This window comes from Tepidiphilus succinatimandens, assembly GCF_006503695.1.
Lineage (GTDB): Bacteria > Pseudomonadota > Gammaproteobacteria > Burkholderiales > Rhodocyclaceae > Tepidiphilus > Tepidiphilus succinatimandens.
In genome coordinates, this window is the sequence record NZ_SBIK01000001.1 from 48,323 (window position 1) to 72,541 (window position 24,219).

Below are 24,219 nucleotides of genomic sequence, written 5' to 3' on the forward strand. Positions count from 1 at the left end.
CTCTTTGGAAGACCCATGAAATTCATCGACGAAGTCCGCATCGAAGTCATTGCCGGCAAAGGGGGCGACGGCTGTGCCTCGTTCCGCCGGGAGAAATTCATCCCCAAGGGCGGGCCCGACGGCGGTGACGGCGGACGCGGCGGCAGCATCTGGTTCGAGGCCGACGAAAACCTCAACACCCTCATCGACTACCGCTACACCCGCCTCTTCCGTGCCCAACGCGGAGAAAACGGCCGTGGCAGCGACTGCTACGGCGCCTCCGGCGAGGACATGACGCTGCGCGTACCGGTGGGCACCCTGATTTTCGACGACGAGACCGGCGAGCTCCTCGCCGACCTCGCCCGGCCGGGCGAGCGGGCGCTCATCGCCAAAGGCGGCCGCGGCGGGCTGGGAAACCTGCACTTCAAATCGAGCACCAACCGCGCCCCGCGCCAGCGCACGCTCGGCGAGCCGGGCGAACACCGTCTGCTGCGCCTCGAACTGCGCGTGCTCGCCGACGTGGGGCTCCTGGGGCTACCCAACGCGGGCAAATCCACCTTCATCCGCGCCGTCTCCGCCGCGCGGCCCAAAGTGGCCGACTATCCGTTCACCACGCTCCACCCCAACCTCGGCGTGGTGCGCACCGACGTGAACCGCAGTTTCGTCGTCGCCGACATCCCCGGCCTGATCGAAGGGGCGAGCGAAGGCGCCGGGCTCGGTCACCGTTTCCTGCGCCACCTGCAGCGCACGCGCCTGCTGCTGCACCTCATCGACCTCGCCCCCCTCGACCCAGAGGCCGACCCGGTGCACGACGCACACGCGCTCGTCGAAGAGCTGCGCCGCTACGACGAAGCGCTCGCGGCCAAACCCCGCTGGCTCGTACTCAACAAGATCGACCTCATCCCGGAGGACGAGCGCGAAGCCCGCATCGCCGAGTTTCTCGACGCCTACGGCCCCGCGCCGCGCCATTTCGCCATCAGTGCCGCCACCGGCGAAGGCTGCCAGGCGCTCGTCTATGCGGTGCAGGAAGCGCTCGAGGCGATGAAAGCCGAAGCGCCCGCGCCGCAGGATCCGGAAGACGTCTTGGACGACCGCGACGAGACCGAGCATGACGCATCCTGACCGCCGCGCAGCGCTCGCCACCGCCAGGCTCCTCGTGGTCAAGGTCGGCAGCGCGCTCGTCACCGCCGACGGCCGCGGCCTGGATCACGAGGCGATCCGCGGCTGGGCAGAGCAGATCGCCCGCCTCTTCGAGGAAGGGCGGCGCGTCTGCCTCGTCTCCTCGGGGGCGATCGCCGCCGGCATGCAGCGCCTGGGCTGGCGCAAGCGTCCCAAGGAAATCCCCATGCTGCAGGCCGCGGCCGCCGTCGGCCAGGCCGCACTCGTCGACGCCTACGAGCACGCCTTCCGCCCCCACGGGCGGCACACGGCCCAGATCCTCCTCACCCACGCCGATCTGGCCGATCGCACGCGCTATCTCAACGCCCGCAGCACCCTCAAGACCCTGCTCGATCTGGGCGTGGTACCCATCATCAACGAGAACGACACCATCGTCACCGACGAGATCAAGTTCGGCGACAACGACACGCTCGGCGCGCTGGTGACCAACCTCATCGATGCCGACGCCCTCTTCATCCTCACCGACCAGCAAGGGCTCTACACCGCCGACCCGCGCCTCCATCCCGAGGCCGAGCTCGTGGCCGAGGGCAACGCCGAAGACCCGCGTTACGCCGCCATGGCCGGCGGGGCCGGCTCGAGCATCGCCAAGGGCGGCATGATCACCAAGATCCGCGCCGCCGCCCGCGCCGCCAAGAGCGGAGCGCACACCGTCATCGCCTCCGGGCGCGAGCCCGAGGTGATCGTGCGCCTCGCACATGGCGAACCGCTGGGAACGCTCCTCTACGCCGAGCGCAACCGGCTCGCGGCGCGCAAGCAGTGGCTCGCCGACCACCTCAAACTCGCCGGCAGACTGTACGTCGACGCGGGGGCCGCCCGGGCGCTGCGCCAGGGCAAGAGCCTGCTGCCGGTCGGCGTCACCCGCGTGGAAGGCGAATTCGTGCGCGGCGCCGCCGTCGCCTGTCTCGACCCCGAAGGGCGGGAGATCGGCCGCGGTCTCATCAACTACAGCGCCGCCGAGGCGCGGGCCATCCTCGGCCTGCCCTCGAACCAGATCGCCGAGCGCCTCGGCCACGTGGACGAACCCGAGCTCATCCACCGCGACAACTTCGTGCGCACCGGCTGAGCGTCAGCGCCGAATCATCGCAGCCACCCCAGGATCACGCTCAGCGTCAAGGCCGAGGCCAGCGTGGTGAGCGAAATGAGCCGCGCCACGGCCGGCGCGTCGCCCCCGAGGCGGCTTGCGAGGATATAGGCCGAACTCGCAGAAGGCAGCGCCGCAAAGAGGATCAGCATCTGGCGCGCCAAACCCTCGATCCCCCACCACTGCGCCAACCCCCAGGCGACGAGCGGCAGCGCCAACAGCTTGATGAACACGATGAACCACGCCCCTGGCTTGACGAAGGAGCGATCCAGGCGCAAGGCCGCCCCCACGCCAAGGAGCCCCATGGCCACCGCCGCGGATGACAGGCGCCCCAGCAGCGTATCGACCGGCGCGGGCAACGGCAGACCCGCCGCGTGATAGGCGGCACCGGCCAGGGTGGCCAACACCAGGGGATTGGTGAGCAGCGCCCGCACGGTGGCCCGAACCCCTCCCCGGCTCATGGATCCCACCGCCAAGACGTTCGCCAGCGGCACCATCGAGCCGCACAGCGCCCCCATGAGGGCCGAGCCGCTCGCCCCGGCCAGTTGCCCCGCGAGCGCCATGCCGATATAGGTATTGAAGCGATAGGCGCACTGGATCTGCGAGGCCGCCCGCACCGCATCCGGGTCGATCGCGCGGCGCAGCATCCACCCCAGGGCAAAGCCCGCAATCACCGTGACCGCCGCCGCTCCCACCAGGGCCACGGCATCCGCGCCCAAGATCGGCGCATGGACGAGCGAGCGGAAGAGCATGGCCGGAAAGAGCACGAAATACACCAGCCGCTCCACCCCGTTCCAGAATTCCGGCTGCACCATCACCCGGCGTGCGAGCAGCGCCCCCAGCACGATCAAGGCGAAATCCGGCAGGACCAGCGCGAATCCCTCTCCCATGTGCCCTCCTCTCCTGGTTCAGTCGCCCATTGTACGGCTTGAGGCAATGGGAAAAATCTCCTTGAAATCCCCCGCTCCCGCCCCCATAATGGATCGACGACCCCTATCTGCGGAGCAAACAGGCATGACCGAAGAAACCCGACGCACCGAACCGATCGATCAGCCTCAAACCCCCGAGGCAGCCAGTGCGAACGAAAGCACGGCCAATGCCAACGAAGAAAAAACCGACGTGATGCCCAGCCTCGAAGAGATGCTGCGCATCGCCGAGCAGAAAGCCGCCGAACACCACGATGCCTGGCTGCGGGCCAAGGCCGAGGCGGAAAACGTCCGCCGCCGCGCCCAGGAAGAAGTCGCCAAGGCGAGCAAGTTCGCCAGCGAGCGCTTCGCCGCCTCCATGCTGCCGGTGAAAGACAGCCTCGAGGCCGCCCTCGGCACACCCAACCAGACTTTGGAAACCCTGCGCCAGGGGGTGGAACTCACCCTGCGCCAGCTCGAAAACGCCTTCGAGAGCGCCAACGTGCGCCAGATCGATCCGCAGGGCGAAAAATTCGACCCCCACCTGCATCAGGCGGTGGGCATGATCGAGAGCGAGGCCGAGCCCAACACCGTCGTGCAAGTCCTGCAAAAAGGCTATCTGCTGCACGAACGCGTACTGCGCCCGGCGCTCGTCATGGTCGCCAAGCCCAAGTCCGAACCGGAAAGTACCAAGGGCGGCGAGCAGGGCGCCTCCTCTTGAAAAACCGGCTCCTCGCCGCCATCTGAACTTCAACCGAATCCAAACGAGAGGAACGCATCATGGGAAAAATCATCGGCATCGACCTCGGCACCACTAATAGCTGTGTGGCCGTGATGGAAAACGGCAAGCCGAAGGTGATCGAAAACTCCGAGGGCGCGCGCACCACCCCCTCGGTGGTCGCCTATCTCGAAGACGGCGAAATCCTGGTGGGCGCCCCGGCCAAGCGCCAGGCCATCACCAACGCCGCCAACACCATTTACGCCGTCAAACGCCTCATCGGCCGCAAGTTCGACGACCCGGAAGTGCAGAAGGACATCAAGCTGATGCCCTACAAGATCGTGCGCGCCGACAATGGCGACGCCTGGGTCGAAGTGCGCGGCAAGAAGATCTCGCCGCAGCAGGTCTCGGCCGAGATCCTGCGCAAAATGAAGAAGACCGCCGAAGACTATCTCGGCGAGGAAGTGACCGAAGCCGTCATCACGGTGCCGGCCTACTTCAACGACGCCCAGCGCCAGGCCACCAAAGATGCCGGCCGCATCGCCGGGCTCGACGTCAAGCGCATCATCAACGAACCCACCGCCGCGGCGCTCGCCTACGGCATGGACAAGAAGCCGGGCGACTCCAAGATCGCCGTCTATGACCTCGGCGGTGGCACCTTCGACATCTCCATCATCGAGATCGCCGAAGTCGACGGCGAGCACCAGTTCGAAGTGCTCTCCACCAACGGCGACACCTTCCTCGGCGGCGAAGACTTCGACAACCGGCTGATGGACTACATCGTCGACGAGTTCAGGAAGGAACAGGGCGTCGACCTCAAGAAAGATCCGCTGGCCATGCAGCGGCTCAAGGAAGCGGCCGAGAAGGCCAAGATCGAGCTCTCCTCGAGCCAGCAGACCGAGGTGAACCTCCCCTACATCACGGCGGACGCAAGCGGCCCGAAACACCTCGCCATGAAGATCACCCGGGCGAAGTTCGAGGCGCTGGTCGACGACCTCATCGAGAAGACGCTCGAACCCTGCCGCATCGCCCTCAAGGATGCCGGGCTCAAGGTCTCGGACATCGACGACGTCATCCTCGTCGGCGGTCAGACCCGCATGCCCAAGGTGCAGCAGAAAGTCAAGGAATTCTTCGGCAAGGAGCCGCGGCGCGACGTCAACCCCGACGAAGCCGTCGCCATCGGCGCCGCCATTCAGGCGGGCGTGCTGCAAGGGGAAGTCAAGGACGTGCTGCTTCTGGACGTCACGCCGCTGTCGCTGGGCATCGAGACGCTCGGTGGCGTGATGACCAAGCTCATCCCCAAGAACACCACCATCCCGACCAAGGCGACGCAGATCTTCTCCACCGCCGAGGACAACCAAACGGCCGTCACCATCCGCGTCTTCCAGGGCGAGCGGGAACTCGCGCGCGACAACAAGCTGCTCGGGGAATTCAACCTCGAGGGGATTCCGCCTGCGCCGCGTGGGGTGCCGCAGATCGAGGTCACTTTCGACATCGACGCCAACGGCATCCTGCACGTGTCGGCCCGCGACAAGGCCACCGGCAAGGAGAACAAGATCACCATCAAGGCGAACTCCGGCCTCAGCGAAGAACAGATCAAGCAGATGATCCGCGACGCCGAAGCGCACGCCGAGGAAGACCGTCGCCTGCGCGAGCTGATCGAGGCGCGCAACCAGTGCGACGCGCTCATCCACTCGGTGCGCAAGAGCCTGGAAGAGCTCGGCGACAAGGTGAAGGCCGACGACAAGGAGAAAATCGAAGCGGCCCTCAAGGAAGCCGAAGAGGCGATGAAATCCGACGACAAGGGTAAAATCGAGGCTGCGATGCGCAAGCTCGGGCAGGCGAGCGCCGAGATGTCGCAGCACCTCTACGGTAGCGGCGAAGCGGGTGGCGCGACCGGCAGCGCCGGCGCCTCGTCGAGCCAGCGCGCGGGCGACAGTGACGTGGTCGACGCCGAGTTCACCGAGGTCAAGGACGACAAGAAACACTGACCGGCCCTGCCCTGCACCCTGAAAGCCGAGCCCGCGTCGGACCCTTCCGGCCGGGCTCGGCTTCATCATGATTCCACACGGGCGAGACGATGGCACAACAAGACTATTACGCGATCCTCGAGGTGAGCCGCGAAGCGACGGCGGCCGAGATCAAGAAGGCCTACCGGCGCCTGGCGATGAAATACCACCCGGACCGCAATCCCGGCAACAAAGAGGCCGAAGAGAAATTCAAGGAAATCCAGCGCGCCTACGACGTGCTGAGCGACGAGCAAAAGCGCGCCGCCTACGACCGCTACGGGCACGCCGGCGTCGATGGCGCGGCCGCGGGCGCTGGGGCGGCCGGATTCGACGACTTCGCCGAGGCCTTTTCCGACATCTTCGGTGACCTCTTCGGCGGCGGCCGGCGCGGCCGCTCCCAGGTCTATCGTGGCGCCGATCTGCGCTACCAGCTCGAGATCACGCTCGAAGAGGCCGCCCACGGCACCACCAAGACCCTCCGCATCCCCACCACCGAGACCTGCGACACCTGCCACGGCACCGGCGCTCGCCCCGGCACGCAGCCACGGGTGTGCCCCACCTGCGGCGGCGTCGGCCAGGTGCGCATGCAGCAAGGCTTCTTCTCCATTCAGCAGACCTGCCCCGAATGCCACGGCAGCGGCAGTATCGTCGCCGATCCCTGTCCCGACTGCGGCGGCGCCGGACGCGTGCGGCGAACGCGCACGCTGGAGGTGAAGATTCCCGCCGGCATCGACACCGGCATGCGCCTGCGCCAGAGCGGCTATGGAGAAGCCGGCATCAACGGCGGCCCGCCGGGCGATCTCTACGTCGAGATCCGCATCAAGCCCCACCCCATCTTCCAGCGCGAGGGCGACGACCTGCACTGCGAGATGCCCATCTCCATCACCACCGCGGCGCTGGGCGGCGAAATCGACGTCCCCACGCTCGATGGCATCGCCAAGCTGCGCATCCCGCCGGGCACACAGACGGGCAAGGTCTTCCGCCTGCGCGGCAAAGGCATCCGCAACGTGCGCAACCAGGGCGTGGGCGACCTGCTCTGCCACGTGGTGGTAGAGACACCGGTCAATCTCACCGAGCGGCAGAAAGAACTCTTGCGCGAATTCGAGGAGATCGCCCGCGAGAATGCCGAGCGCCACAACCCGCGCAGCAAATCCTGGTTCGACCGCATGCGCGAGTTCTTCACCGGCGAGACGCAATGAGGCGCTGACAACGGACGCGGCGGCAGGCTTCGATCCCCCCTCTCCGACCGAGGGGGACGCATCACCCTAGCCCTCGTCCAGACGCGCGCCGCGAATCTGCTATCCTTGCCCAGCCGTCTTCGTACAGGACCTTCCCATGCCGCAGACCGCTTCCCGCATGAACCCCTGGCGCCGCGCCCTGCTCGCGGCGCTCTTCGCCTGCACCTTCTCCCCCCTTTCCTTCGCCCAAGGAGCCCAAGCCGTGCAAGTCAAACTCGCCACCAACCGCGGTGACATCGTGCTCGAACTCGACGCCGCCAAAGCGCCCAAGACCGTCGAGAACTTTCTCGCCTACGTCGAGAGCGGCCACTACGACGGCACCATCTTTCATCGCGTCATCGACGGCTTCATGATCCAAGGCGGCGGGCTCACCGCCGACATGAAGCAGAAACCCACCCGCGCCCCCATTCCCAACGAGGCCGACAATGGTCTCAAGAATCTTCGCGGCACCGTGGCCATGGCCCGCACCCAGGACCCGAATTCGGCCACGGCGCAGTTCTTCATCAACGTGGCCGACAACGACTTCCTCGACTACCGCGCCCCCACCGTTCAGGGCTGGGGCTACTGCGTCTTCGGCAAGGTCGTACAGGGCATGGACGTGGTCGACGCCATCAAGTCGGTGAAGACCGGCGCCGTCGGCCCGTACCGCGACGTGCCGCTCGAACCGGTGGTGATCGAGCACGCCGAGGTGATCCGGTGATGGCGCTGCCGGCGTTCGAAGCGCCGCGCCTGCGCCTGCCGCGCGCCGCTTTCGTCTCCGACCTGCACCTCGACATCGACCGCGATACGCCGCGCCTGCACGCCTTCCGCGAATGGCTCGCGCAGCGCCCGGCCGAAGAACCCATCTTCCTCCTGGGCGACATCTTCGAATACTGGATCGGCGACGACTGGACGCACCCGGTGGTGGAGACGCTCATCGACGCCTGCGCCGCCGCCCGTGCACGCGGGGCCGCGTTCTACTTTCTCACCGGCAACCGCGATTTTCTCGTAGGCGAGACCTTCGCCGCGCGCGCCGGCTGGGAGATGCTGCCCGACCCGGTGACGGTGGAGATCGCCGGAATCGCCTTCGTGCTCACCCACGGCGATCTGCTCTGCACCGACGATCACGCCTATCAGACCTGGCGCGCCCAGGCACGGCAGCCCGCCGCCCAGGCTGCCTTCCTCGCCCAGCCGCTACCGGCGCGCATCGCCTTCGCCCAGCGCTCGCGCGAGCAGAGCCGCGCCTACCAGGGGGAGCTGGAGGCGCCGATCGACGTCAATGAGGAAGAAGTCCGCCGCTGGCTCGAAGCCTGCCGCCCCGCGGTGCTGCTGCACGGCCACACCCACCGCTGCGCCGTGCACCACTATGCGATCGCAGGCGAGCCACGCGAGCGCTGGGTGCTGCCCGAATGGCACGACACCGCCCGCTGGCTGGAGATCGGCCCCGACGGCGCCACTTGGCACGGCGTGACGCCGGCCAGAGTGGAGCACTCGTGAGCGCACCATGCCGACGATCAGCCTCTTCTATGGCATCATCATCAACATGTACTTTTTTGACGACGAGCGGCACAAGCTTCCCCACATCCATGCAAAATACCAGGGAATGGAAGCCGCTTTCTCCATCATCGACGGCTCGTTGTTGAGTGGGGATTTTCCTGCGGCAAAAGCCAGGCTCGTCCAAGCATGGATCGAGATCCATCGAGAGGATCTCTTGGCCGATTGGGAACTCGCCATCAACGGTCAAGCTCTTTTTCCCATCGACCCCTTGCGTTGAGGTTCTGCCATGGAATCGGTCGTCCGCGTCATCCCGCACGAGAACTTCACGCTCGAGCTCTGGTTCGACGACGGAAGCCATCGCCTCTTCGACGCCCGTCCCTATCTCGAACGTGGCATTTTTACCCGCCTGAAACGGTGGGACGAATTTCGGCTGGCCCACGTTGGGCTCGGCACCGTCTGCTGGCCCGGAGGACTGGACATCGCCCCGGAGACGCTCTACGACAAATCGGTGCCGCTCGCATCCGGGGAACCTCTGAATCTCGCCACCGGCTGAAGCCTCAGCCGCCGATCGCATCCAGCCCGCGGGCGAGGTCGGCTTGCAGGTCTTCGACCTCTTCCAGGCCGACCGAGAGGCGCAGCAGGTCTTCGCCCACGCCCATCGCCTGCCGCACTTCCGGCGCCAGCCGGCCGTGCGTGGTGCTTGCCGGGTGCGTGATGGTGGATTTGACGTCGCCGAGGTTGCCGGTGATCGAGAAGAGCCGGGTGGAATCGATCACGCGCCAGGCTTCGCTGCGTCCGCCGCGCACGCGGAAACTCACCACGCCGCCTCCGAGTTTCTGCTGGCGCCGGGCGAGCGCGTACTGCGGGTGGGATTCGAGCCAGGGATAGCGCACCTGCACCACGTTCGGATGGGTCTCGAGCCAGCGCGCGAGCGCGAGCGCCGCCTCGCTCTGCGCACGAACCCGCAGCGGCAAGATCTCCAGGCTCTTCACCAGCACCCAGGCGTTGAACGGTGAAAGGCTCGGCCCCGTCGTGCGCAGAAAACGATAGACGAGGTCGATGAGGGTACGGCTGCCGAGCACCGCCCCACCGAGCACCCGGCCCTGACCATCGAGGTATTTGGTGGCCGAATGGATGACGAGATCCGCCCCCAGAGCAAGCGGCTGCTGTCCGATGGGCGTGCAAAAGGTGTTATCGACCGCGAGCAAGGCGCCGACCCGGTGCGCCCGTTCGGCGAGCGCGGCCAAATCGACGAGCTCCATGAGCGGGTTGCTGGGCGTTTCGCAGAAGACGAGCTTGGTGCGTGGCGTGAGCGCCGCCTCGAGCGCCGCGGCATCGCTCAGATCGACGAAGCGCGTGGTGATGCCAAAGCGCGGCAGGATGGCCGAGAAGAGCTGGTGTGTAGCGCCGAAGAGTCCCTGCCCGGCCACGATCTCCTCGCCTTGGGAGACGAAGGCCATGGCCGTGCACAGAATCGCCGCCATGCCCGAAGCCGCGGCGATGCAGGATTCGGCACCTTCGAGGCTCGCGAGCCGCTCCTGGAACATGCTCACCGTCGGATTGGTGAAGCGGCTGTAGGTATAGCCCTCTTCCTGCTCGAGGAAGCGCGCCGCGGCTTGCGCCGCGTCGGCGAAGACGAAGCTCGAAGTGAGATAGAGCCCTTCGGCATGCTCGCCGAATTGGCTGCGCAGCACGCCGTCGCGCACCGCGCGCGTGCCCAGTCCTTTACCGTCGTCCATCACCGTCCTTTCATGCATCTTGGTCGAGCGGGAGGTTGAGGTCGAGCTGCGCCGCGCCGGCGCCTTCCTCCCCTTCCCGTGAAGCGACCGAATCCTCGCCGCGCCGTTCGATCCGTTCAAGGTATTCGGGCGTGACGTCGCCCGTGATGTAGCAGCCGTCGAAGCAAGAGGACTCGAAGCGCTGGATCGATGGGTTGACGCTCTGGATGGCGCGCTTGAGATCTTCGAGTTCCTGATAGAGCAAGCCGTCGGCGCCGATCTGGCGGCGCACTTCCTCCTCGTCGCAATAGGCGGCGATGAGCTCGCGGCGGCTTGGCATGTCGATGCCATAGACGTTGGCATAGCGCACGGGCGGGGCGGCCGAGGCGAGGAAGACTTCCACGGCACCGGCGTCGCGCGCCATCTGGATGATCTCGCGGCTGGTGGTACCGCGCACGATGGAGTCGTCGACGAGCAACACGCGCTTGCCGCGGAATTCCTGATGTACGGCGTTGAGTTTCTTGCGCACGGAATTCTTGCGCACCGTCTGCCCCGGCATGATGAAGGTGCGGCCGATGTAGCGGTTCTTCACGAAGCCTTCGCGGTAGGGTAGCCCCAAGCGGGTGGCCATCTCCAGCGCCGCCGGTCGGCTGGAATCGGGAATCGGGATCACCACGTCGATGCGTGCGTGCGGATAACGGGTGCGGAAGCGCTCGGCGAGGTATTCGCCCATTTTCACCCGCGCCTCATAGACCGACACCCCGTCGATCACGGAATCGGGCCGCGCCAGATAGACGAATTCGAAGAGGCAGGGGGCGAGCACCGGCTCGTCGGCGCACTGGCGCGCCCGCATGGTGCCGTCGATGCCAAAGAGGATCGCCTCGCCCGGGGCGACGTCGCGCACGAGACGGAACCCCAGGGTGTCGAGCGCGACCGATTCGGAGGCGACCAGCCACTCCGTTCCAGAGGACGTGTCGTTGCGGCCGAAGACGAGCGGACGGATGCCGTAGGGATCGCGGAAGGCGAGCAGGCCGTAACCGGCGATCATCACCACCACCGCGTAGGCGCCGCGGCAGCGCCGATGCACGCCCCGCACCGCCGCGAACACCGCCTCGTCGTCCGGCCGCGCCCCTTTGGAGGCGGCCGCGAGCTCGTGGGCGAAGACGTTGAGCAGAATCTCGGAGTCGGAATTGGTGTTGATGTGACGCAGGTCGGTTTCGAAGATCTCGCGCTTGAGCGCCTCGCCGTTGGTGAGGTTGCCGTTGTGCGCGAGCAGCAGCCCGAAGGGCGAATTGACGTAGAAAGGTTGCGCCTCGGCCGGATTGCAGGCATCCCCCGCCGTGGGATAGCGCACGTGACCGATGCCCCAGTTGCCCACGAGGCTGCGCATGTTGCGCGTGCGAAAGACGTCACGCACCAGACCCGGCCCTTTGTGCATGTAGAAGCGGTCGTCACTGCCGGTGGCGATACCCGCGGCGTCCTGGCCACGGTGCTGCAATACCATCAGGCCGTCGTAGAGGAGCTGATTGACCGGCTGATGGGCGACCACCCCGATGATTCCGCACATTCAAACGATCTCCCTAGGCAAAGGCAATTTCTCGATCAAACCTCGCGGCAGCCAAGGCTCCAGGCGCTGCAAGGCCACGACGATCCACGGCACCGTGCGCGCCTGTCGCCACCAAGGGGATTCCTGGGCACCGACCGCCAGCAGCACCGCCGCACACAACAACACCACGGCCGCTCCGCGCAGCACACCGAAGATGGCACCGAGCAGACGGTCCACGCCCCCCAGCCCGATGGCGTGCAGGACCTCACGCAAAGCGTAGCGTACCAACGCCGCCAGCATGAAGACGGCAAGAAAGATCGTCGCAAACCCGAAGATGCGCTGCAGCAAGGGATCGGCGAACCAACCTGCATAGAACGCCCGGCCGATCGGCCAGCCGAACGCCCACCCCAGACCGATCGCCAGCACCCAGGCCGCCAGCGAGAGCAGCTCGGCGACGATGCCGCGCCAGGCGCCCACGAGGAGCGAAATGCCGATCACCGTGAATACCGCGTAATCGAACTGATTCATGGTGAAGCGACATGCACGACGCGCGGGCTCAGGCGCTGCTGCTCGGCGATCGCCTTGGCCGACTGCGCCTTGGCTTCACTCACGAAAGGACCAATGCGCACGCGGTACCACCCGTCGGCGCCTCCTTCGACGAAGGCATCGAGCCCGGCGCCGCGCAGCTGCCCGGCCACCTGTTTCGCCTTGGCCTCGTCGCGGAAGGCACCCGCCTGCACCACCCAGTAGCCCGGCAGTTTCTGTCCCGGTTTCAGCGCCCCTTCCAGGGCTGCGAGCGCGCGCGCCTTCTCCTGCAGGGCATCGGGTTTGACGGTAGGCGCCGGTTTGGGTTCGGGCACCGGTTTGGGGGATTCCGGCGGCGCGGCGGGTTTGGCCGCCGCCACGTTCGCTTCCGGTCGCGGCGGGAGAGACGCCACCGGTTTCGATTGCGGCGGCTCTGGTTTGGCAGCAGGTTCTTGCCAGGCCGGAGGGGATGAGGGAGGAACCGGTACGGGCGCTTCGGCGAGTTCGGCTTCCGGGGGCGGTGTTCCTTCGGGGCCGGCCGTCTGGGTCGGGTCGGGAACGGCTGCAGGCGGCGGCACGGTCGCCGGCACCTGATCGCGCGCGGGGATCCGCACCTCGACCGGGGCTTTCTGCCCCTTGGGCTTTTTCTCCATCACCAAGGGTAGGGTGATGAGCGCCGCGAGCAGCAGGACGATCGCGCCGACGAAACGCCGCCGTATCCTGCGCAACCGCTCGAGAGTGTCTTCCTGGGTCGTCACCGTGCTTCCGTGTCCTGGACGTGCAGCGCACGCAGCGCCTCGGCCACCGTGAGGAAAGAGCCGAACACGACGATTCTATCATCGTCCTTGGCCTGCGCCCTGGCCGCAGCAAGCGCCTCGGGCACCGAGGCGAACGTTTCCCCAGGCACCACGCCCGCAGACTCCAAGCGCGCGGCGAGCGCCCCGGCCGTGAGCGCGCGCGAGCCTTGCAGACCGGCGGCGAACCACACATCGATCCGGCGGACGAGCGCGCGCGCCACCCCTTCCACGTCCTTGTCGGCGAGCATGCCGACCACCGCCAGCGTGCGCCGGTAGCCCGGCATGGCGGCGAGGTTCTCGGCGAGCACGGCCGCGGCCTGCGGATTGTGCGCAACGTCGAGGATCACGCTCGGGCGGCCCGGCAGCACCTGGAAGCGCCCCGGCAGTTCCACCGTCATCAGGCCCTCGCGCACCGCCTGCATCGCCAGCGGCAGACGATCGCGCAGGCAGGTGAGCGCCATCAGGGCCGCGGAGGCGTTCATCAGCTGATTGACTCCGCGCAGCGCCGGATAGGGCAGACCGCCGCGGTTGCCCGCCGTGCGCGACCACCAGCGCCACTGCTGGCGGTCGCCGTCGTAGCCGAAATCCACCCCGAGGCGGTAGAGCTCGGCACCGAGCGCAGCGGCCGTCTCCAGCACCGAGCGCGGTGGCACCGGATCGGCGACGATGGCCGGACGTCCGGAGCGGAAGATGCCGGCTTTTTCACGACCGATCGCCTCCCGGTCCGGCCCGAGCCAGGCCTGATGGTCGAGCGCCACGCCGGTGAGGATCGCGGCATCCGCATCGAAGACGTTGGTGGCATCGAGCCGCCCGCCCAGCCCGACCTCCAGGATGATGGCATCGAGCGGTTCGCGGCAGAAGGCCACCCAGGCCGCCAGCGTGCCGTGCTCGAAATAGGTGAGCGGCACGTCGCCCCGCACTGCCTCTACGGCTTCGAAGGCGGAAAGCAGGGCTTCGTCGCCGATCGGCTGACCGTCGAGGCGCACGCGCTCGTTGTAGCGCAGCAGATGTGGCGAGGTGTAGCAGCCGACGCGGTAACCGCCGGCGCGCAGCATCGCTTCGAGCAGCGCGCAGGTCGACCCTTTGCCGTTGGTTCCAGCCACGGTGATGACCACCGCCCCAGTCGCAACCGGCAGGCGATCGAGCACCGCCCGCACCCGCTCGAGCCCCAGGGCGATCACATGGCTCGCTGCGCGCGCTTCGAGCTTCTCCAGCCAGCGATCCAGGGCGGAAGTCTGCGTCATGCCACCTCGTGCGGGCGCAGCCCCAGCAGAGAGAAGGTACGCGCGAGCCACGGCCGCAGCTGGCGCCGATCGACGATGGCATCCAGCGCCCCCTTCTCCAGCAGAAACTCGGCGCGCTGAAACCCTTCCGGCAGAGTCTGGCGCACCGTCTGCTCGATGACGCGCGGCCCGGCAAAACCGATGAGCGCTCCCGGTTCGGCCACGACCACGTCCCCCATGAAGGCGAAACTGGCCGACACCCCGCCCATGGTCGGATCGGTGAGCACCGAGACGAAGGGCAGCCGTGCCTGGGCGAGCTGCGTGAGCGCGGCATTCGTCTTGGCCATCTGCATGAGCGAGAGCACCCCTTCCTGCATGCGCGCGCCGCCGCTTGCGGCGATGCACACGAAGCCGCAGCGATGCTCGATGGCGTGGCGCACCCCGCGCACGAAACGCTCGCCCACGACCGAGCCCATGGAGCCGCCCATGAACTCGAACTCGAAGCAGGCCGCCACCACCGGCAGGTTCTCTAGGTGCCCGGCGAACACGATGAGCGCCTCGCTCTCGCCCGTGGCCTTGGCCGCTTCCTTGAGCCGGTCGGTGTAGCGTTTGCTGTCCTTGAATTTCAGCGCATCCACCGGACGTACTTCGGCACCGATCTCCACTCGCCCCTCGGGGTCGAGCAGCGCCTCGAGCCGGGCACGGGCGCGGATACGGTGGTGATGGCCGCATTTGGGGCAGACGCGCAGTTCGCGATCGAGGTCGGCAGCGTAGAGCACCTCGTCGCAGGCTTCGCACTTGGTCCACAGCCCCTCGGGGACGCTGTGGCGCGCGCCGCTCACTTCACGCCGGATGCGCGGCGGCAGGATCTTGTCGAGCCAGCTCATGGCGCCACTCCTTCATCGAGCGCCCGGCGGATCGGGCGCAGGAATTCCTCCGCCCGCCGGCACGCCTCGTCGGCATGTGCAGCGCCTTCGATCGCTTCGAGCAAGCGGCTGCCGATGACGACCGCGTCGGCCGCCGCGCCGATCTCGGCGGCGGTGTGCGCATCCCGGATGCCGAAGCCCACCGCGATGGGAAGCCCCGTGCGCTCGCGCAAGGCGGGAATGCGCGCGAGCACCTCGGCCACGTCGAGGGAACCGGCCCCCGTCACGCCGGTGAGCGAGACGTAATAGACGTAGCCGCCGCCGAGCCGTGCCACCTCGTCGGCCCGCTCTGGTTTGGAAGTGGGCGCGAGCAGAAAGATGGGGTGCAGCCCCGCTTCGTGCAGCCGCGCGGCGAAGGATTCCGCCTCCTGCGGCGGATAATCGACGGTGAGCACGCCGTCGACGCCGGCGTCGCGCGCCGCCTCCACGAAGCGCTCCTCGCCCATCGCCTCGATCGGATTGGCGTAGCCCATCAGCACTACGGGCGTGTCGGCATCCATGCGGCGAAAGTCGCGCACCAAGTCGAGCACTTGCGCAAGCGTCATACCCTGCGCCAGGGCCCGTTCGCTCGCACCCTGGATGGTGGGGCCGTCGGCCATGGGGTCGGAGAAAGGGATCCCCAGTTCGATCAGGTCGGCGCCGGCGCGCACCAACGCCGGCAAGAGCGCCTGCGTTGTTTCGACCGAGGGAAAACCCGCCGTCACGAAAGGGATGAGCGCCTTGCGCCCCTGCTCGCGCAGGCGGGCGAAGGTGCAATCGATGCGGTTCATGGGACGCTCCTCGTTCACCAGCGAATGCCCGAGCGTTCGGCCACGGTGTGCATGTCCTTGTCGCCGCGCCCCGAGAGATTGACGAGCAGCACCGTCTCGCGCGGCAGGCTCGGCGCGAGCTTGGCCGCATAGGCGAGCGCGTGCGAGGATTCGAGCGCGGGGATGATGCCCTCGTAACGGCACAACGCGTGGAAGGCCGCCAGCGCCTCCTCGTCGGTCACGGCCACGTACTCGGCGCGTCCCAGGTCCTTGAGGAGCGCATGCTCCGGCCCCACGCCGGGATAGTCCAGACCGGCGGAGATGGAATGCGTCTCGCGGATCTGCCCGTCCTCGTCCTGCAGCAGGTAGGTGCGGTTGCCGTGCAGCACGCCGGGGCGGCCGGCCACGAGCGTGGCCGCGTGCCGCCCCGTCTCGATCCCCTCTCCTGCCGCCTCCACCCCGATCAGGCGCACCGATTCATGCTCCAGATAGGGGTAGAAAATCCCGATGGCGTTGGAGCCGCCGCCGACGCAGGCGATCACGTAGTCGGGCTGACGGCCGATGAGCTCGGGCATCTGCCACAGGCACTCTTTGCCGATGACGGACTGGAAGTCGCGCACCATCTCTGGATAGGGATGCGGCCCGGCGACGGTGCCGAGAATGTAGAAGGTGTCGTGCACGTTGGTGACCCAGTCGCGCATGGCCTCGTTGAGGGCGTCCTTGAGCGTGCGCGAACCGGAGGAGACCGGCACCACTTCGGCCCCCAGCAGCTTCATGCGATAGACGTTGGCCGCCTGCCGGCGCACGTCTTCTTCGCCCATATAGACGACGCAGCGCATGCCGTAGCGCGCCGCCACCGTGGCGGTGGCTACGCCGTGCTGCCCCGCGCCGGTCTCGGCGATCACGCGCGGTTTGCCCATGCGCCGGGCGAGCAGCGCCTGGCCGATGCAGTTGTTGATCTTGTGCGCGCCGGTGTGGTTCAGGTCCTCGCGCTTGAGATAGATCTGCGCCCCACCCAACGTCTCCGACCAGCGTTTGGCGTGGTAGATGGGGCTGGGGCGGCCGACGTAGTGTTTGAGCTCATCCTCGAACTCGGCACGAAAAGACGCGTCGCGCTTGGCCTCCTCATAGGCCTGGGCGAGCGCCTCGAGCGCCGGCACGAGCGTCTCGGCCACGTAGACGCCCCCGTAGGGGCCGAAATGGCCCCGGGCATCCGGGTAGTGATAATCCATCAGCGCATTCCTCGGGTCACGGCGGCGAAGAAGGCCGCCATCTTCTGCGGGCATTTGATTCCTTTGGCCGCCTCGACGCCGCTCGAGACATCCACGGCCCAGGGTCGCACGCGCGCGATCGCCTCGGCCACCGTCTCGGGCGTGAGGCCGCCGGCGAGCACCACGGGGCACGGCAGACCGGGCGGGATCAGGTTCCAGTCGAAAGCACGGCCACTGCCGCCCCATACGGCGGAGTCGGCATCGAGCAGCAGCCCCTTCGCGTCGGGATAGCATCGCGCCAATTCTAGCAGATCGAGCCCCGGGCGCACCCGCAGCGCCTTGAGATAAGGCCGGGCGAAACGCCGGCACAACTCGGGCGGCTCGTCGCCGTGGAACTGCAGTAGATCGAGCGGCACACGCTCGAGCACCGATTCCACCTCGTCCGGGGTGGGATTGACGAAGAGCCCCACCGTGGTGACGAAGGGGGGCACTTCGGCAAGCAGGGCTTCGGCCTGCGCGATCGTCACCGCCCGGGGGCTGGGCGGATAGAAGACGAAACCGAGCGCATCGGCGCCCAGCCGGCAAGCCTCCCGCACGTCCTCGGAGCGCGTCAGACCGCAGATCTTCACGCGCACGCGGCGGGGGGGGGCAGAATTTGAATTTTGGGGGTCAGGATTTTGGGACATCCACTTCCTCGTCCAAGCCGAATTCGGGCCGGCGCACGATCCGCTCGGGCACGCCCAGCCCTGGCGGATACTCGACCCCACAGAAATAGAGCCCGGCGGCAGGAAAAGTGGGCGCGGCGAGCGCGCGCTCGCGCCGTTCGAGCACCTCGCCGACCCATTCGGGCGGGAAACGCCCCTTGCCCACGTAGACGAGCGCGCCAACGAGGTTGCGCACCATGTGATGCAAGAAGGCGTCGGCGTGGAAGTCGAAGTGCAGGAAGGGGCCGCGGCGTTCGATTTCGAGGCGATGGAGGGTCTTCACCGGCGAGCGCGCCTGGCATTGGGCCGTGCGAAAGGCCGAGAAGTCGTGCGTCCCCAAGAGCGACGCCGCGGCCTCGCGCATCGGCTCGAGCGCAAGCGGCCGCGCTTCCCAGCCCACCCGGCCGGCGAGCGCGGCCGGGCGCACCGGCGCATTGTAGAGCACGTAGCGGTAGTGGCGGGAGACGGCGCGATAGCGCGCGTGAAACGCCTCGGATACGGGCCAGGCCGCACGCACCGCCACGTCTTCGGGCAGATGGGCATTCACGCCCCGCACCCAGGCGTAAGGCGGTCGTTCGGCCTCCGCGTCGAAATGCACCACCTGGGCGAGCGCATGCACTCCGCCATCCGTGCGTCCGGCGCAATGCAGGCGCACCGGCTGCGCGGCGAGTACCGAGACCGCCGCCTCCAGCACCGCCTGCACCGTGCGCCCCTCTGCCTGCATCTGCCAGCCGAGAAACCCCTGCCCGGCGTATTCGACGAGCAATGCCCAGCGCACCGCGCCTCACCCCCGCCGGCGGGAGAGTCCCGTCAAGCTTTACTCCCCAGGATCCGGTCCATGAGCTGCTGCGCCGCAGCGCGCTGTGTCTCGTCGCCGTCGCGCAGCACTTCCTCGAGCAGTTCACGCGCTCCTTCGGTATCCCCCATCTCGAGATAGGCCTCGGCGAGTTGCAGGCGGGTGTCGTGATCGGCCGTGCCGGCTTCACCGGCGAAGCGCTCGAGGTCGATGTCCATCACCTCGGTCGGCGGACCAGCCTCGGACGACTTCTGCTCTTCAGCGCTTGCCGGAGCCACCGCGGAAGGCTCCGCTCCTTTCGGCGGTTCGGTCGGCTCCTTGCCCGGCGCCTCCGTCTCCGGCGAGATCTCGGCGAGATCGAAATCGATCTCTTCGAGCATGGACTTCAATTCCTGCGACTCCGCCATTTCGGCCGGAGAAGGAGCGGGGCGCTCTTCACGCGGCGCCGCAGCGTTCTCTTCCAGCGAAAGCTCGGGGAATTCCAGCGCCGAGGAATCCTCCCCTTTTTCCGGGGAAGGAGCCTCTGCCGCCGGAGCCCCCGAGGGCGCCTGCGGCCGAGCTTCTTCCTCGGGAGGAAGTTCGAGATCGAAATCCAGCGCATCCGGGGCCGGCGCAGGCGCCGCGGTAGCCGGCGCAGGCTTCGGTTCGGCCGCCATCTGCTCCGTCAGTTTGTCGAGATCGAAGTCGAGTTCGACGAAGTCTGCTTGGGGAACGGTCGCAGCTGGCTCGGCAGTCGCGGCCGGTTGGGCCGGCGCCTCGGCGGCCGGCGCCGTAGCCGATGCAGGCGAAATCTCGCGCTGCAGCGTCGATTCGCCCGCTTTTTCGGCCAAAGACTCCGTGGGCTCCAAGGTGTCGGTCACGACCACCGTGGCGAAACGCTCGTCCTGCGGCCAGGCCCGCTGCCCGATCGCCAGGGCCATGGTCCAGTCGGGCCCCTGCTCGCCGGTCAATTCGGACAGGGTCCGCAGATATTGATCGAATTTCGCCCGATCGCCGCGCTTGGCATAGACTTCGAGCAGCTTGAGGTAGATGGCCGCACGCCGCGGGTTCTGCTTGAGCGCGTCGAGCAGGATCTCCTCGGCCTGGGGGTCGCGGCCGTAGGCCAGATAGACCTCGGCCTCGGCCACGGGATCGACCCCTTCGTCGGCATGCAGGGCGTTGAACGCGACTTGGGTGAAATCGGTACCGAGGATGCTGGAGGTGTCGATGTTCTGCCCCGAGGTGACGGCGCGACCGGACTCGGTGACCGGACCGGAGTGCTCCATCGTGGTCACGGCAGGCGTCTCCGGCTTCGCAGGCGAGGGAGTCGTCGACAGGGGGAATGCGGCTTTTTCCTCGCGCCGGCGGCGGTAAGCAGACCAGCCAAACATCGCAAGCAGCGCGGCCGCAGCCCCTCCTACAGCAGGCAGGAGCCCATCGATCCACGACGCCTCGCTCTGTTTGGCGCTGGCTTCGGCCTGCGCCTGCAGGCGGGCCAGGGTGGCGTTTTGCGCCTCGAGCTGTTTCTGCAGGCGGGCGATTTCCGTCTCGAGCTTGACGATGCGCTCGTTCGCCTCGCCGAGCGCCGCTTCCGAGGCAGAGAGGCTCTCTTGCAAAGCCGCGGTCTCGGGCAAAGGAATGGCGGGGCTTTTCGTTTCCGTGCCGGCCCCCGTCTCCGGAGCCGCACCGACCTTGAGCCGATCTTCGGCGGGCGCAGGCGATGGGGCTTCGAGCGCCTCGCGGGCGATCGCCTTGCCCTTGTCTGCCGCAGCCTCCGGCGCTGGCGCAGGCCCCGTTTCGCGGGCAGGCGCTGCCGCGGCCTGCCGCGGCTTGCTTGGCGCACGCAGCATCGAACGCGCTTCGGCCAGAGGGATGCGGCGGATCTCCTCGCTCGAAGGCACCTTGAGCGTCGCGCCGACCTTGAGCCGGTTGATGTCCCCCTCGATGAACGCATTGGGGTTGGCGCGCCACAATGCCACGAGCGTCTGCTCGGTCGTGGCACCGGATGGCGAGACTTGCCGTGCGATGGCGTAGAGCGTTTCGCCGGGCTGCACGGTCCATTGACCCGGCGTCTGCCGCGCTGCCGCCTTGGCGGGTACGGTCACATCCTTTCCGGTAGCCGGCACCGGACGTGCCGGCGCAGCCATTTCTGGCGGATCGAGCAGGATGGCGAATTCCCGCACCAGACGTCCGCCGGCCCAGTTCATGTCGAGCAGGACATCGACGAAGGGCTCCCGGATCGGCGTGCGGCTGGTGAGCACGATCTTGGCCCGGTTGCCGTCCCGGACCACTTTGGCATCGATCGCCTGGATCGTGGCGTTGTACGGCACGCCGACTTGGCGAAAATACTCGGCGGGGGCGATGCGTGCCGAGAGGGATCGCAGCTCTTCCGGAGTCGCCTTCACGGTGATCTCGGCCGTGAGCGGCTCCCCCAGGCGGGAGCGCACGATGAGCTCACCGAATCCCGCGCTCCAGGCGTTACCCCACAAAGCGCCCAGCAACAGGGCCAAAGGCACCTGCCTCGTTCGTTTCATGTTCTGCGCTCCCTCGTCGACATCGAATCCTGCAGCGGTTCCTCAGGCTTGCAGCAGGATCCGCAACATTCGGCGCAACGGCTCGGCCGCTCCCCACAGGAGTTGGTCGCCTACCGTAAACGCCCCCAGATACTCCGGCCCCATGGCGAGCTTGTGCAAACGCCCGATGGGTACCGTCAAGGTCCCCGACACGGCCGCCGGCGTGAGCTCGCGCTCGCTCGCCTCGCGCTCGTTCGGTACCACTTTCACCCACTCGTTGGCCCCGGCGATGATCGCTTCGATCTCCTCGAGCGGCACGTCGCGCTTGAGCTTGACCGTCAACCCTTGTGAATGGCAGCGCATGGCGCCGATACGCACGCACAAACCGTCGATGGGGATCGACCCTGGCGTGCGGAAGGGCGGCTTGCCGAGAATCTTGTTGCACTCGGCCCCGCCCTTCCATTCTTCCTTCGACTGACCGTGCTCGACCGGCACGTCGATCCAGGGGATGAGGCTGCCGGCAAGCGGCACGCCGCGGAAATTCTTGGTGGGAAAATCGGGCGAGCGCAGAGCAGCCGTCACCTTGCGGTCGATCTCCAGGATGGCGGAGGCCGGGTCGGCGAGATCTCTCTCCACCGCCCGATAGAGCCGCCCCATCTGCTCGAGGAGCTCGCGCATGTTCTGCGCCCCCGCGCCGGAAGCCGCCTGGTAGGTCATCGACGAGACCCACTCGACGAGCTCCTCCCGGAAGAGCCCGGCGAGCGCCATCAGCATGAGCGAGACGGTGCAGTTGCCGCCGATCCAGTCGCGCCCGCCCTTGGCGAGCGCCGCATCGATGACCGGCCGATTGACCGGATCGAGCACGATCACCGTGTGCGGTTCCATGCGCAGGGCGCTCGCTGCGTCGATCCAATGCCCTTTCCAGCCGGCCGCGCGCAGCTTGGGATAGACCGCCTTGGTGTAGTCGCCGCCCTGGCAGGTGAGGACGATGTCCATCCGGGCGAGCGCTTCGAGGTCGTAGGCGTCCTGAAGCGGCTCGGCCGGGGTCACGCCGCCGAAGCCCGGCGCAGGTTTGCCTGCGGCCGAAGTGGAGAAATACACCGGTTCGAAGAGGGTGAAATCTTTCTCCTCTTCCATGCGCTGCATCAGCACGGAGCCGACCATGCCGCGCCAGCCCACCAATCCCACTCGTTGCATTGCCATTTCCTGTTCCTCGTCTCGTTTTTCTGTCAGCGCAGTGCCGCCACCACCGCCTCGCCCATCTCGGCGGTACCGACGAGCCGCGTACCGGGCTCGAAAATGTCGCGCGTGCGCAGGCCCTGGGCGAGCACCGCACGCACGGCGCGTTCGATGCGCGCCGCCGCTTCTTCCCAGCCGAAGCTGTGGCGCAGCATCATCGCCGCCGACAGGATGGTGGCGAGGGGATTGGCCACCCCCTGGCCGGCGATGTCCGGCGCGGAGCCGTGGCAGGGCTCATAGAGCCCCTTGCCCTGCTCGTCGAGCGAAGCCGAAGGCAGCATGCCGATGGAGCCGGTGAGCATGGCCGCCTCGTCCGAGAGAATGTCGCCGAACATGTTGCCGGTGACGATCACGTCGAACTGCTTGGGCGCGCGCACGAGCTGCATGGCGGCGTTGTCGACGAGCATGTGCGTGAGCGTCACGTCGGGGTACTCCGGCGCGAGCTCGTTCATCACGTCGCGCCACAGCTGGGTGGTCTCGAGCACGTTCATCTTGTCGACCGAGCACAGCTTCTTGCCGCGGCGGCGGGCCGTTTCGAAGGCCACGCGGCCGATGCGGCGGATCTCGCTTTCGCGGTAGATCATGGTGTTGAAGCCCACGCGCTCGCCGTCGCGCACCTCGATGCCGCGCGGCTCACCGAAGTAGATGTCGCCGGTGAGTTCCCGCACGATGACGATGTCCAGCCCCGAGACGACTTCGGGCTTGAGCGCCGAGGCCGAGGCGAGCTCGGGAAAGAGCACGGCCGGGCGCAGGTTGGCGAAGAGCCCCAGATCCTTGCGGATACCCAAAAGCCCCCGCTCGGGGCGCTGGGCGCGCGGCAGCTCGTCCCACTTCGGCCCGCCCACGGCGCCGAGCAGCACCGCGTCGGCCCGGCGCGCCGCCTCCCGCGTCGCCTCGGGGTAAGGCTCGCCGGTGGCGTCGATCGCCGCGCCGCCCAGGAGGGCGTATTCGTACTCGATCGGCAGCGCGAGGGCGTCGAGCACCTTCACCGCCTCGGCCACGATCTCGGGGCCGATGCCGTCGCCGGGAAGCACACAGACGCGTTTTTTCATGCTGCCGACTCCTCGACGAAATAATAGGGATGGCGCGCGCGATAGGCCTCTTCGAAGCGGCGGATCTCGTCGGCGTGGCGCAGCGTCAAGCCGATGTCGTCCCAGCCGTTGAGCAGACACTCCTTGCGGAAGGAGTCGATCTCGAAGGAAATCACCCTGTCCTCGGGCGTGGTGATGGACTGCGACGGCAGATCGATCGCCAGACGGTAGCCGGGCGCGGCCTCGCATTCGCCAAAGAGCCGATCGACCTCCTCGGCCGGCAGCACGATGGGCAGCAGCCCGTTCTTGAAGCAGTTGTTGTAGAAGATGTCGGCGAAGCTCGGACCGATCAGCGCCCGAAAACCGTAGTCGAGCAAAGCCCAGGGCGCATGCTCGCGCGAGCTGCCGCAACCGAAGTTCTCGCGCACGAGCAGGATCTGCGCCCCCTGGTAGCGCGGCTGGTTGAGCACGAAGTCGGGATTCTTCGGCCGCTTGCTGCAGTCCATGCCCGGCTCGCCACGGTCGAGGTAGCGCCACGCGTCGAAGAGGTAGGGGCCGAAGCCGCTGCGGTGGATGGACTTGAGGAATTGCTTGGGGATGATGGCGTCGGTGTCGACGTTGGCCCGATCGAGCGGAGCGACCAGGGCGTCGAGGCGGATGAATTTTTCCATGTCTTT

The 24,219-nt window shown here is 67.4% G+C and carries 24 protein-coding genes; 9 read left to right on the forward strand and 15 right to left on the reverse strand.

The features are described 5' to 3' along the window. The first annotated feature begins 15 nt into the window (after positions 1-15). Together cgtA and proB are read left to right on the forward strand one after the other, a co-directional pair. Positions 16-1,101, forward strand: coding sequence for an Obg family GTPase CgtA (gene cgtA / locus EPD82_RS00225; RefSeq protein WP_141054172.1), 1,086 nt, complete (start codon positions 16-18; stop codon positions 1,099-1,101). Then, positions 1,088-2,221 (forward strand): glutamate 5-kinase, encoded by a 1,134-nt coding sequence (gene proB / locus EPD82_RS00230; RefSeq protein ID WP_141054175.1) that lies wholly within the window; start codon positions 1,088-1,090, stop codon positions 2,219-2,221. Before cgtA ends, proB begins: the two co-directional genes overlap by 14 nt. 14 nt (positions 2,222-2,235) lie before the next feature. Here the strand turns inward: proB and EPD82_RS00235 are convergent, their stop codons facing one another. Next, the gene (locus EPD82_RS00235; protein ID WP_055422673.1) at positions 2,236-3,129 is read right to left on the reverse strand and encodes an AEC family transporter; all 894 of its coding nucleotides are present in this window, start codon (positions 3,127-3,129) and stop codon (positions 2,236-2,238) included. Positions 3,130-3,253: 124 nt separating this feature from the next. Here EPD82_RS00235 and grpE point away from each other — a divergent pair, with 124 nt between their 5' ends. From grpE to EPD82_RS00270, 7 genes are all read left to right on the forward strand, one after another. Beyond that, positions 3,254-3,865 carry a nucleotide exchange factor GrpE gene (gene grpE, locus EPD82_RS00240; protein WP_055422672.1) on the forward strand — a complete coding sequence of 204 codons (612 nt, stop codon included), beginning with the start codon at positions 3,254-3,256 and terminating at the stop codon, positions 3,863-3,865. A gap of 59 nt (positions 3,866-3,924) precedes the next feature. Continuing rightward, entirely contained in the window at positions 3,925-5,853 is a 1,929-nt protein-coding gene (dnaK, locus tag EPD82_RS00245; protein ID WP_055422671.1) for a molecular chaperone DnaK, read from the forward strand. Between the two features lie 89 nt (positions 5,854-5,942). After that, positions 5,943-7,070, forward strand: coding sequence for a molecular chaperone DnaJ (gene dnaJ / locus EPD82_RS00250; protein WP_055422670.1), 1,128 nt, complete (start codon positions 5,943-5,945; stop codon positions 7,068-7,070). Positions 7,071-7,311: 241 nt separating this feature from the next. Then, the gene (locus EPD82_RS00255) at positions 7,312-7,809 is read left to right on the forward strand and encodes a peptidylprolyl isomerase (protein WP_055422738.1); all 498 of its coding nucleotides are present in this window, start codon (positions 7,312-7,314) and stop codon (positions 7,807-7,809) included. Further along, the gene (locus tag EPD82_RS00260) at positions 7,809-8,585 is read left to right on the forward strand and encodes a UDP-2,3-diacylglucosamine diphosphatase (RefSeq protein ID WP_141054177.1); all 777 of its coding nucleotides are present in this window, start codon (positions 7,809-7,811) and stop codon (positions 8,583-8,585) included. Before EPD82_RS00255 ends, EPD82_RS00260 begins: the two co-directional genes overlap by 1 nt. 7 nt (positions 8,586-8,592) lie before the next feature. Continuing rightward, the gene (locus EPD82_RS00265; RefSeq protein WP_055422668.1) at positions 8,593-8,862 is read left to right on the forward strand and encodes a DUF4160 domain-containing protein; all 270 of its coding nucleotides are present in this window, start codon (positions 8,593-8,595) and stop codon (positions 8,860-8,862) included. 9 nt (positions 8,863-8,871) lie between these two features. Next, complete coding sequence (locus tag EPD82_RS00270; RefSeq protein ID WP_055422667.1) at positions 8,872-9,138, forward strand: DUF2442 domain-containing protein; 267 nt, start codon at positions 8,872-8,874, stop codon at positions 9,136-9,138. Positions 9,139-9,142: 4 nt separating this feature from the next. Here the strand turns inward: EPD82_RS00270 and EPD82_RS00275 are convergent, their stop codons facing one another. Genes EPD82_RS00275 through leuD form a run of 14 tightly spaced genes read right to left on the reverse strand, consistent with a single transcriptional unit; the run spans position 9,143 to position 24,213 of the window. Further along, positions 9,143-10,324, reverse strand: coding sequence for an O-succinylhomoserine sulfhydrylase (locus tag EPD82_RS00275; RefSeq protein ID WP_141054182.1), 1,182 nt, complete (start codon positions 10,322-10,324; stop codon positions 9,143-9,145). Positions 10,325-10,334: 10 nt separating this feature from the next. After that, the gene (purF, locus tag EPD82_RS00280) at positions 10,335-11,870 is read right to left on the reverse strand and encodes an amidophosphoribosyltransferase (protein WP_141054186.1); all 1,536 of its coding nucleotides are present in this window, start codon (positions 11,868-11,870) and stop codon (positions 10,335-10,337) included. Beyond that, positions 11,871-12,377 (reverse strand): CvpA family protein, encoded by a 507-nt coding sequence (locus EPD82_RS00285; RefSeq protein ID WP_141054189.1) that lies wholly within the window; start codon positions 12,375-12,377, stop codon positions 11,871-11,873. Next, the gene (locus tag EPD82_RS00290; RefSeq protein ID WP_055422663.1) at positions 12,374-13,132 is read right to left on the reverse strand and encodes an SPOR domain-containing protein; all 759 of its coding nucleotides are present in this window, start codon (positions 13,130-13,132) and stop codon (positions 12,374-12,376) included. Before EPD82_RS00290 ends, EPD82_RS00285 begins: the two co-directional genes overlap by 4 nt. Then, the gene (gene folC, locus EPD82_RS00295) at positions 13,129-14,415 is read right to left on the reverse strand and encodes a bifunctional tetrahydrofolate synthase/dihydrofolate synthase (protein WP_141054192.1); all 1,287 of its coding nucleotides are present in this window, start codon (positions 14,413-14,415) and stop codon (positions 13,129-13,131) included. Before folC ends, EPD82_RS00290 begins: the two co-directional genes overlap by 4 nt. Continuing rightward, positions 14,412-15,281, reverse strand: coding sequence for an acetyl-CoA carboxylase, carboxyltransferase subunit beta (gene accD, locus EPD82_RS00300; RefSeq protein ID WP_141054195.1), 870 nt, complete (start codon positions 15,279-15,281; stop codon positions 14,412-14,414). Before accD ends, folC begins: the two co-directional genes overlap by 4 nt. Then, entirely contained in the window at positions 15,278-16,090 is an 813-nt protein-coding gene (gene trpA, locus EPD82_RS00305; protein ID WP_141054198.1) for a tryptophan synthase subunit alpha, read from the reverse strand. The genes accD and trpA overlap by 4 nt, the downstream gene beginning before the upstream one ends. Positions 16,091-16,104: 14 nt before the next feature. Beyond that, positions 16,105-17,301 carry a tryptophan synthase subunit beta gene (gene trpB / locus EPD82_RS00310; protein ID WP_141054201.1) on the reverse strand — a complete coding sequence of 399 codons (1,197 nt, stop codon included), beginning with the start codon at positions 17,299-17,301 and terminating at the stop codon, positions 16,105-16,107. Beyond that, the gene (locus EPD82_RS00315) at positions 17,301-17,966 is read right to left on the reverse strand and encodes a phosphoribosylanthranilate isomerase (RefSeq protein ID WP_055422658.1); all 666 of its coding nucleotides are present in this window, start codon (positions 17,964-17,966) and stop codon (positions 17,301-17,303) included. The genes trpB and EPD82_RS00315 overlap by 1 nt, the downstream gene beginning before the upstream one ends. Further along, positions 17,950-18,762, reverse strand: coding sequence for a tRNA pseudouridine(38-40) synthase TruA (gene truA, locus EPD82_RS00320; protein ID WP_141054203.1), 813 nt, complete (start codon positions 18,760-18,762; stop codon positions 17,950-17,952). The genes EPD82_RS00315 and truA overlap by 17 nt, the downstream gene beginning before the upstream one ends. A gap of 32 nt (positions 18,763-18,794) precedes the next feature. Then, the gene (locus tag EPD82_RS00325; RefSeq protein WP_141054206.1) at positions 18,795-21,293 is read right to left on the reverse strand and encodes a motility hub landmark protein FimV; all 2,499 of its coding nucleotides are present in this window, start codon (positions 21,291-21,293) and stop codon (positions 18,795-18,797) included. A 42-nt stretch (positions 21,294-21,335) separates the two neighbouring features. Then, positions 21,336-22,469: an aspartate-semialdehyde dehydrogenase gene (gene asd / locus EPD82_RS00330; RefSeq protein ID WP_141054809.1), complete on the reverse strand. Its 1,134-nt coding sequence runs from the start codon at positions 22,467-22,469 to the stop codon at positions 21,336-21,338. 32 nt (positions 22,470-22,501) lie between these two features. Continuing rightward, positions 22,502-23,563, reverse strand: coding sequence for a 3-isopropylmalate dehydrogenase (gene leuB / locus EPD82_RS00335; RefSeq protein WP_141054209.1), 1,062 nt, complete (start codon positions 23,561-23,563; stop codon positions 22,502-22,504). Beyond that, positions 23,560-24,213: a 3-isopropylmalate dehydratase small subunit gene (leuD, locus tag EPD82_RS00340; protein ID WP_141054212.1), complete on the reverse strand. Its 654-nt coding sequence runs from the start codon at positions 24,211-24,213 to the stop codon at positions 23,560-23,562. Before leuD ends, leuB begins: the two co-directional genes overlap by 4 nt. Positions 24,214-24,219: the final 6 nt, after the last annotated feature.

Excerpts from the sequence above, each read along its gene's own strand:
- purF (WP_141054186.1), bottom strand. The coding sequence starts at position 11,870 with ATGTGCGGAATCATCGGGGTGGTCGCCCATCAGCCGGTCAATCAGCTC.
- EPD82_RS00275 (WP_141054182.1), bottom strand. The coding sequence starts at position 10,324 with ATGGACGACGGTAAAGGACTGGGCACGCGCGCGGTGCGCGACGGCGTG.
- dnaJ (WP_055422670.1), top strand. The coding sequence starts at position 5,943 with ATGGCACAACAAGACTATTACGCGATCCTCGAGGTGAGCCGCGAAGCG.
- folC (WP_141054192.1), bottom strand. The coding sequence starts at position 14,415 with ATGACGCAGACTTCCGCCCTGGATCGCTGGCTGGAGAAGCTCGAAGCG.
- EPD82_RS00325 (WP_141054206.1), bottom strand. The coding sequence starts at position 21,293 with ATGAAACGAACGAGGCAGGTGCCTTTGGCCCTGTTGCTGGGCGCTTTG.
- accD (WP_141054195.1), bottom strand. The coding sequence starts at position 15,281 with ATGAGCTGGCTCGACAAGATCCTGCCGCCGCGCATCCGGCGTGAAGTG.
- proB (WP_141054175.1), top strand. The coding sequence starts at position 1,088 with ATGACGCATCCTGACCGCCGCGCAGCGCTCGCCACCGCCAGGCTCCTC.
- EPD82_RS00270 (WP_055422667.1), top strand. The coding sequence starts at position 8,872 with ATGGAATCGGTCGTCCGCGTCATCCCGCACGAGAACTTCACGCTCGAG.
- asd (WP_141054809.1), bottom strand. The coding sequence starts at position 22,469 with ATGCAACGAGTGGGATTGGTGGGCTGGCGCGGCATGGTCGGCTCCGTG.
- EPD82_RS00235 (WP_055422673.1), bottom strand. The coding sequence starts at position 3,129 with ATGGGAGAGGGATTCGCGCTGGTCCTGCCGGATTTCGCCTTGATCGTG.
- leuB (WP_141054209.1), bottom strand. The coding sequence starts at position 23,563 with ATGAAAAAACGCGTCTGTGTGCTTCCCGGCGACGGCATCGGCCCCGAG.
- EPD82_RS00315 (WP_055422658.1), bottom strand. The coding sequence starts at position 17,966 with ATGTCCCAAAATCCTGACCCCCAAAATTCAAATTCTGCCCCCCCCCGC.
- trpA (WP_141054198.1), bottom strand. The coding sequence starts at position 16,090 with ATGAACCGCATCGATTGCACCTTCGCCCGCCTGCGCGAGCAGGGGCGC.
- EPD82_RS00285 (WP_141054189.1), bottom strand. The coding sequence starts at position 12,377 with ATGAATCAGTTCGATTACGCGGTATTCACGGTGATCGGCATTTCGCTC.
- cgtA (WP_141054172.1), top strand. The coding sequence starts at position 16 with ATGAAATTCATCGACGAAGTCCGCATCGAAGTCATTGCCGGCAAAGGG.
- EPD82_RS00260 (WP_141054177.1), top strand. The coding sequence starts at position 7,809 with ATGGCGCTGCCGGCGTTCGAAGCGCCGCGCCTGCGCCTGCCGCGCGCC.
- grpE (WP_055422672.1), top strand. The coding sequence starts at position 3,254 with ATGACCGAAGAAACCCGACGCACCGAACCGATCGATCAGCCTCAAACC.
- trpB (WP_141054201.1), bottom strand. The coding sequence starts at position 17,301 with ATGGATTATCACTACCCGGATGCCCGGGGCCATTTCGGCCCCTACGGG.
- dnaK (WP_055422671.1), top strand. The coding sequence starts at position 3,925 with ATGGGAAAAATCATCGGCATCGACCTCGGCACCACTAATAGCTGTGTG.
- leuD (WP_141054212.1), bottom strand. The coding sequence starts at position 24,213 with ATGGAAAAATTCATCCGCCTCGACGCCCTGGTCGCTCCGCTCGATCGG.
- EPD82_RS00265 (WP_055422668.1), top strand. The coding sequence starts at position 8,593 with ATGCCGACGATCAGCCTCTTCTATGGCATCATCATCAACATGTACTTT.